General features: G+C 32.8%; 3 protein-coding genes. All 3 read right to left on the bottom strand.

What is annotated here, in order from left to right:
• A partial coding sequence (locus ACH5TX_RS01070; RefSeq protein ID WP_439337706.1) for a hypothetical protein occupies window positions 1–297 on the bottom strand: 297 nt, incomplete at its 3' end.
• Between the two features lie 245 nt (window positions 298–542).
• Window positions 543–6,635 (bottom strand): RemA C-terminal-like gliding motility protein, encoded by a 6,093-nt coding sequence (locus ACH5TX_RS01065; RefSeq protein ID WP_439337705.1) that lies wholly within the window; start codon window positions 6,633–6,635, stop codon window positions 543–545.
• A gap of 248 nt (window positions 6,636–6,883) precedes the next feature.
• Window positions 6,884–7,570 (bottom strand): T9SS type A sorting domain-containing protein (locus tag ACH5TX_RS01060; RefSeq protein ID WP_439337704.1); only part of this gene is annotated, 687 nt, incomplete at its 5' end.

Genomic DNA, 7,570 nt, shown 5'->3' with positions numbered 1-7,570 from the left:
ATTAGGATCTACTTCATTTTCGCTTGTAGGAACTTTAAAAGAAATGTTTTTAGATTGAAACACTCTAAACTGATTTTCGTTAGCCCATGCTGTAACAGTTTTTGTTTTAGCATCGAAATTAACAATAGATAAGTCTTTGGTGTAGGCATCCAATTCAGAACGGTTATTAACTTTAAAAGTAAAAGTAAGTTCTTTTTTAATGGATAAATACTTTTCTGCTTTTTGTTCATCTTGACTTTGAGAGAAACTAATTGATGTACTTAATAAAATAATTAAGAAGGGTAATAATCTTTTCATATTGGAATAAGGTTGGTTAAATATTACGTTATCAAAATAAAGATTTTAATTGAAAGAAAAAGAAAAAAAAGAAATCTTTATACAATAGTTTTAAGTTTACGGTTTTGTCTTACTATTAAAAGGAAAAAGACTTAATAGTTGTGTTTTAGAGTATTATAAATGATAAAGAGGAAGTTTAAAAAACATTTTAAAATATAAAAGTCCTAAAACTCCTTCAGGACTTTTATTGATTTAAATATATTTAACTATTTAATTAATACTTTTTTTGAAAATATTCCTTCTGAAGTTTTTAACTTAATTATATAAACACCAGTTTTAATATAATGTGTTTTATGTTCGATATAGCTTTCATTTGTATTTGCGTCAATGTTATATATTGACTGACCAAGTATATTATGTAGGTTTATATATTCAATATCTTTTGAATTAGGATTCTGAATAATAATACTTCTTTTCTCATTTGAAAAGGATACTTCAATATTAGATTTTTCAAAATCATTTGTATTTAAAGATGATGCGTTACTAAATGTAATTTCAAAGCGATCTAAATATTCACCACTGTTTAAGAAAATATCATAATTGCTTTCTTTTAAATTATGATAGATTTCTAATTCTTTGTCATGAACATAAATATTTAAATTATTAGGAATATTATCTAGTTTATCAATAGTAATGCTATTTACACCATCATTTTTTGTATGTATACCTAATGGTAATATTGTTTGTTCGTTAATAGAATCTATTCCTTGTATGGTGTACTTGTTATTATCAATCATCCAATACATGTCATCTACTTGACTGTCATTATATGGTGCATCATACCCCCAATCAAAACCTTTAGTTGTAACTTCATCTACTGTCATTAAAAGTTGTCTACGTATAGAGTTAACAGAATTAAATCCTAATCGTAATTTACTTCTTAGATCTAGACCTTGAATATTAGCAGTAGACTTAGATGTTTTACTATCTGTAGATTTAGCAAATACAGAGTTTGCAGAACCTTCAGCTTCAAATACACGTTGGCCATTATTAAATTGAATTGTTCCTGTAGCTTCTGCGGTAACAAAGAATCCTTGCGCAACAGGAATATAGCGACCAGGTGTTTTTGTAGGTGTCCCACCAGTTCCAACATCAGGGTCATTTGTACCCATTGCCGCAGCTGGTACACCTCCTGCTAAGGAGTATGTAGCATACCCACCTTGATAAGCAGCTAGTACATGAGAGTTGCCTCCCCAGTGTTCCCAGAAATATAAAGTTCCAGTAGTAGAACCTGCTCCATCAATTGTTGAACCGTTATCTAAAATAAACTGATTAGCATCAATAGCTGAAGGGTATGGGTTACCTACTAGATAATCATTTCCAGCACTAATAGGTAAATTTACATCACCATTATTAGGTTTTCCTAATAGTACATAGTTTTCAGGCGTAGAAATTGAACCTGACCCAGGTCCTTTCATAGTAAACCCTTCACCTACTAAAAGGGATCCTGTGCTTCTTACATGTTGCCAAGAAGCATAATCATCACTAGGTAAGTTGTTAAATTTCCAAATCCAATAATCAGCGATAGCTAGAGGAGAAGGAGTTCCGTTATAACCTGATGTTAGAAAACTTAAATTGTTAAAAACGTCGGTTACATTAAAACTATTATTATTGGTTGTGTTATTCATTTGACCAACAGGCGAAGACCAATAGTTATAAGTGTATGTATCTGCCGTTCCTTGTTGATCTCTTTCTAAAGATCCATTACTTGTAGGATCTAAGTCACTTCCCGTTGTTTGGATAAGTTGTGACTCTCCTTCAAGATCTATAGAGCCATCAAGTTTAAGGTAATGTGTTACTGTTAACCCAACACCTGTATTAGATGTAGTATCTCCATTAACTTGTAAATCTCCACTATTTATTATTAACCCTTCGACAGAACAATCTCTTGATCGAACAGCAGTAGGAGTTGCTCCTAGGTAAATGTCATGATTTATTTCAACAATATTCCAATCAATTGGTGTAGTACCATCAATAATAGAAAAGGCATTTGGTAATGTCTGTACGGTATTATTTAACCAAGTTGCATCAGTATCCCATGAACCTGCTGCTTGCGATTCATAAGGCAATGGAGCTGTTTGATTATCTACTGTATTTAAGTTTCTTAAAGCACCTTGTTTATTATTTCCTGAATGATCATTGGTATTTGTATAAGTGTAGACAGACATGGGGTAGTACCCAGCTAAATCTGACCATGGTATTGAGTTTATTTCATTTTTAGTAATTCCTATTGGAAGAATATTTCCTCGAATTAGTGTTGGAGTTAATGTTCCGCTAACATCAATGATTTCCATGATTTCTTGATTCATAATATATCTCAATTGATCTTGAGATAGTGCTACGTTCCATACTCTTACTTCATCAATGTTTCCTGCGAAATAATCGGTAGTATTTGGATCATATCCATCAGCTGCAGCAATTAGGAATGATTGTGTAGTAGCAACTGGTACAGGTAAAGAAGTCGCTATTGTTGTTGTATCTGGCACTCCGTCTATATATAATGTTGCTGTACCACTATTATAAATTACAGCTACTTGATGCCATTCGTTTTCAGGAATGTCCACAGATGATGTTATAGTTGCTGCTCCACCATTTAATGTAAATTCTAGCCTTCCTGAACCATTTATTCTTAAATCATATCCTTCAGTATTGGCAGCATCTCTTTTTGATATGATTGAAGCATTTATAGTACCTGCATCTCGTTTTATCCAAGAAGAGATAGTGAATTCAGTAGTGTTTAAATCAAAAGTGTCATCAATATCAATATAATCAGCTACACCATCAAAATATACAGAGCGCTCAACAATAACTTGCGGAGCATATCCAAAGGTGATATATTTTGTACCATCAAAATCATAATTAGCTTCTAGGTTTCCACTGCCATCTGGAGTCATTACTCTATAGTCTGCTGTTGGATCGAAAACCCCAGTATCTGAGATAAACATTAAGTAACTTCCTGGAGGGTTAATATTTCTAATAGCATTTTGTGGTATTCTTACTTTACAAGAAGGAATGTCACCACCATTTTCTACTACTTTCCAAACACGTTGCATTGCAGTAAAAGTTACTGGTGTTGATAAACCACTAATACCTGCACTCATGTCTACAGATACAACTGCAGCAGCTAAATTTAAATCAACACCATTATCTCCCCAAACTAAAAACTCTTTGTCATTTAAAGATGTTGGGTTATTTGAAATATTATTATTGTTGGTTGTGTAAATATCAGATAAACCAATAGTTAAAATACCTTCCGTAGGACCTGAACCGTCATTAGCATTATTAATACTGCTAGATTGCTTTTGGTTTAATTCAGAAGAATAATCAAGACCGATACCAGCTATGTTATAATTGTAGCCACTATTTGCAGATTGATCCCAAATTATATTTCCATTACTATCAACATAATCTTGAGACGTACCGTTTAAACCTAGAGTAATTCCGTATTTTATAGCTAAGTAAGATTGTATTCTATTACGTTCTTGAGTTAAGTCTGCATCACTTTTACGAGAAGAGTATGTAATTATTTCAGCAATTCGTGCATCGGTAGTAGCTTCCCAGCCTTCACTTCTTCCAATCCAATATCGAGAGTTGTTAACATTAGCAAAGTCAGGTACATCATTTTGTGTTGTTTCTATATCTGTTGCATTATAGTATAGTTCTTGTTGTGTAGTTCCACTATTATTTCTAGCATTAATAATACCTGCATTACTATAAGTATTTCCAGTACCAGTTTCTGCAACACCATAACCATTTCCACTACTTGTAGTTCCGTGTGCATAAGAAATAATTTCACCAGAAAATCTAATTGAATAAGCTCCTAAACCAATACCAGTAGCATCAGTTTCATTATTTGCAAGGTTTTCATCACCACAAAAGACATCCATACTTCCAAAGGAATCATTTACTGTTACATTTGGTATTAAAACAACAAATACATCTTGTGAATAATAACCACCTGAACCTTGTAAAAATTCTGTTGTGGTGTCATCAAAAGAAAAATCACTATCTAAAGAGAACGCAGAAGAATTGTTATTAAAATCAACTACAGGGTTAAAGTTAATATTATAAGCAGGATCATCTCTGTAGGTTGGTTCTACACCTACTACAGGGGCAGATGCATCATGTCCATTACTGGTTTGATCTTGCCATGTTGTAACAGGTTGGCCTGTAGTATAGCTTAAACCAGCATTACCTTTTAACCATAATTCTAGGTTTGTGTCAATACCACCAGGACCTGTAACATTAACTCCAGTACCTTGTATGTTAAATGTATACGAACTTTCGTTACTATCGTTATTGGTTATAGTAACCGTTGCTGTTCTTAATCCTAAAGCGCTAGGGTCAAATGTTATAGCAAAGGTTGTGCTGCTACTTGCTCCTATTGTAGACGAAGGTATTGTAGTCACTGTAAAATCACTAGCATGAGTACCTGAAATTATAGCATAAGGAGAAACTCCAGTTAAATTTAAACTACTACTTGTTCCTAAGTTTTGGATAGTAAAAATGTTTACATTAGTTCCACCTGATTCTAGTACACTTCCAAAATTTGTATCGTCTGTAATTGATGGTGTTGTGTCTCCAGTAGCAATATCTGTACTGTTTCCTTGAATATTAATTTCTTGAGTTGTAGTTGTACCTGTTCCTTGAATGTTAAAGGTATATGGGTTTTCATCAGAATCGTCATTTGCTATAGTTACAGTCGCTGTTCTTAATCCTGTGGCACTTGGGTTAAATGTTATTATAAATGTTGTATTTCCTCCTCCTGAAACTGTTGACTCTGGCGTACTAGTAACAGAAAAGTCGCCAGAGTTTGTACCTCCAATAGCTACTAAAGGTCCACCAGTTAAATTTAAAGATCCAGTTCCTGTATTATATATAGTAAACGTATTTGTGTTTGAACCTATTGTAATATCTTGATTCCCAAAATCTGTATCATCAGTTAATGAAGGTGTTGAGTCTCCATCAGAGATAGAAATTCCATTTCCTTGTATGTCTATTTCTGATGCTGGTGCACAAGAATTCCCTGAAACATTAAAATTAGTAGTTGTTCCACCAGAGGTTGCCGTATTACCATTTTGATTAATTACAGTTGTGCCACCAACAGTAATTGTAATATTATCTGTACCATCCCAACCATCATTAGCTGTATCGTACATTATAAAATAGTAGTTATTTAAATCTTCTAAACATCCTAAGTTTAAAGACGTTGAATAGGTACTATTTCCCGATCCTGTTGGATCTGTAATTGAGCCAACTAGTGTACCGCTTGGATTGTATATATCTACTGTATTTTCTGATGAATATAAAGGCCAATTTACGGATACTATAACTTCAGAGAATGTTGCTATAACTCCTGTGCCTTGAATATCAAAAGTATAAGTTCCCTCATCATCATCATTGTTTGCAATAGATACTTGTGCTGTTCGTAAACCGGTGGTAGTAGGGTTAAAAGTTATTGTAAATGTTGTACTTCCAGAAGCACCTATTGGTGTTGTAGGGATATCAACAGGTACTACTGATAGTGTAAAATCACTAGTATCACCTGTTATTACAATATACGGGCTAATATCAGTTAAATTAAGGGGGGAAGTTCCTGTATTTTGTATAGTAAATGTGTTTGAGTTTGAACCAACCGTAATATCTTGACTTCCAAAATCTGTGTCATCAATTGTTGACGGAGATGTATCTCCATCTCCAATAGAGTTCCCTAAGCCTGTTATATTTATTTCTGGAGCAAGAGCAGCAGCATAACCTTTGATTAAGATTTCGTCTATAAATAAATTATCAAAATTACTACTTGCATCACACCTAAATCTAAAACGAGAATTACTTGTAAATGTATATGTGCCACCATTGGTAACACTAACAAGAACATTATTATATGTTGTATTGTTATTGAAATTGGTTCCAACAACATAATTAATAATTGGGGTTGCATTCCAACTTGAACCACCATCATTAGAAAATTCTATAAAAAAATCTTCACTCCCACTAAAATTACTTGTTCTATAGTCAAAAGTTATATCAACAGAAGTATAGGAGGTCAGGTCTATATTATTAGTATACATAGAAGAATTTCCTCCAGAATTATCTCTTAATAAAGCACAGTCGGAACCTGATAATGTTGAACTTGTGTTCTCTGAACAATCATTCCCTCCATCATTCCATAATGTATATGGAAACGATCCAGATTCGAAGTCTTCAAAATTAATTGTTGTTTGTGAGAATCCGTTTGTAGAGAGTAGTGTACTTAAAAAAAGTACACTAAAATTTAGTAGAATAGCAATTTTTTTCATGAGAGGTTAAATTCTTTAGCTTGGGACTAATTATTTAAACGACAAATGTAAATCAAAACTCTATGAAATGCAAAAAAAATCGATGAAATGCATTTTTTTATTTGTATTGTATTGGTTTTGAGTTATTTGTGAATATGTGGTTTTATTTTTTTTGTAGGTTTTTAATTTATAGGTATTGGTCTTTTTTAGATAAAAAAGGCTGAATTTCAAATACGTGAAATTCAGTCTTTTAAGTTGTGTTAAGTTGATTAGTGTTTTATTAATCTTTTGCGAGCCGTAGCTCCGGTTTTTAGATCAATAATTTTAAATAAGTATGGTGCTTGTTCTAATTTATCTAAATCGTTAATATTAATATAATTATTAATACTAGTGTGATTCCTGTCAAGAACTAGTCTTCCATTCATATCAAATATTTTGATATTAAGTTCACTATTATTGAAACTTAATGGTAGTTTAATATTTATAATATCATTAAAAGGATTTGGCGATATTACTATATTGGCCAAACTAAATTTGTCAATTTCTAAAGTACCATCTAGAGTTGCAGGATTGCAATCATCATCTATACCGTTGCCAGGAATCTCTGTTTTTCCAGGGTTTATGTTAGCATCAGAGTCATTACAATCAGTATTGTTATTAGAATAACCTAAAGGTGTAGTCAAGTCACATAGCATAGCACTTATAGTTGATCCATATCCATCACCATCATTATCTAGATAATATATGTTAAGTTCTTTTACCGTTAAGTTCAGTACTAAATCAGCAGTACAACCATCGTTAGTAACTCTAACACCCGATTGGTTTGTGGTATAGTCATTCCCGTTACCAGCAGTCCATGTATAGGTTTCCCCAGAACAGATTGTAGCATTGGTAACAATATCAGCAGGTTTCGGCGTAACCGTTAAGTTCAGTACTAAATCAGCAGTACAACCATC

Source organism: Thalassobellus citreus (genome assembly GCF_044385915.1).
Taxonomy (GTDB): Bacteria; Bacteroidota; Bacteroidia; order Flavobacteriales; family Flavobacteriaceae; genus Thalassobellus; species Thalassobellus citreus.
Note: the sequence above shows the minus strand (reverse complement) of the source record. Positions and strands in the feature narration are given on the sequence as shown.

Excerpts from the sequence above, each read along its gene's own strand:
- ACH5TX_RS01065 (WP_439337705.1), bottom strand. The coding sequence starts at position 6,635 with ATGAAAAAAATTGCTATTCTACTAAATTTTAGTGTACTTTTTTTAAGT.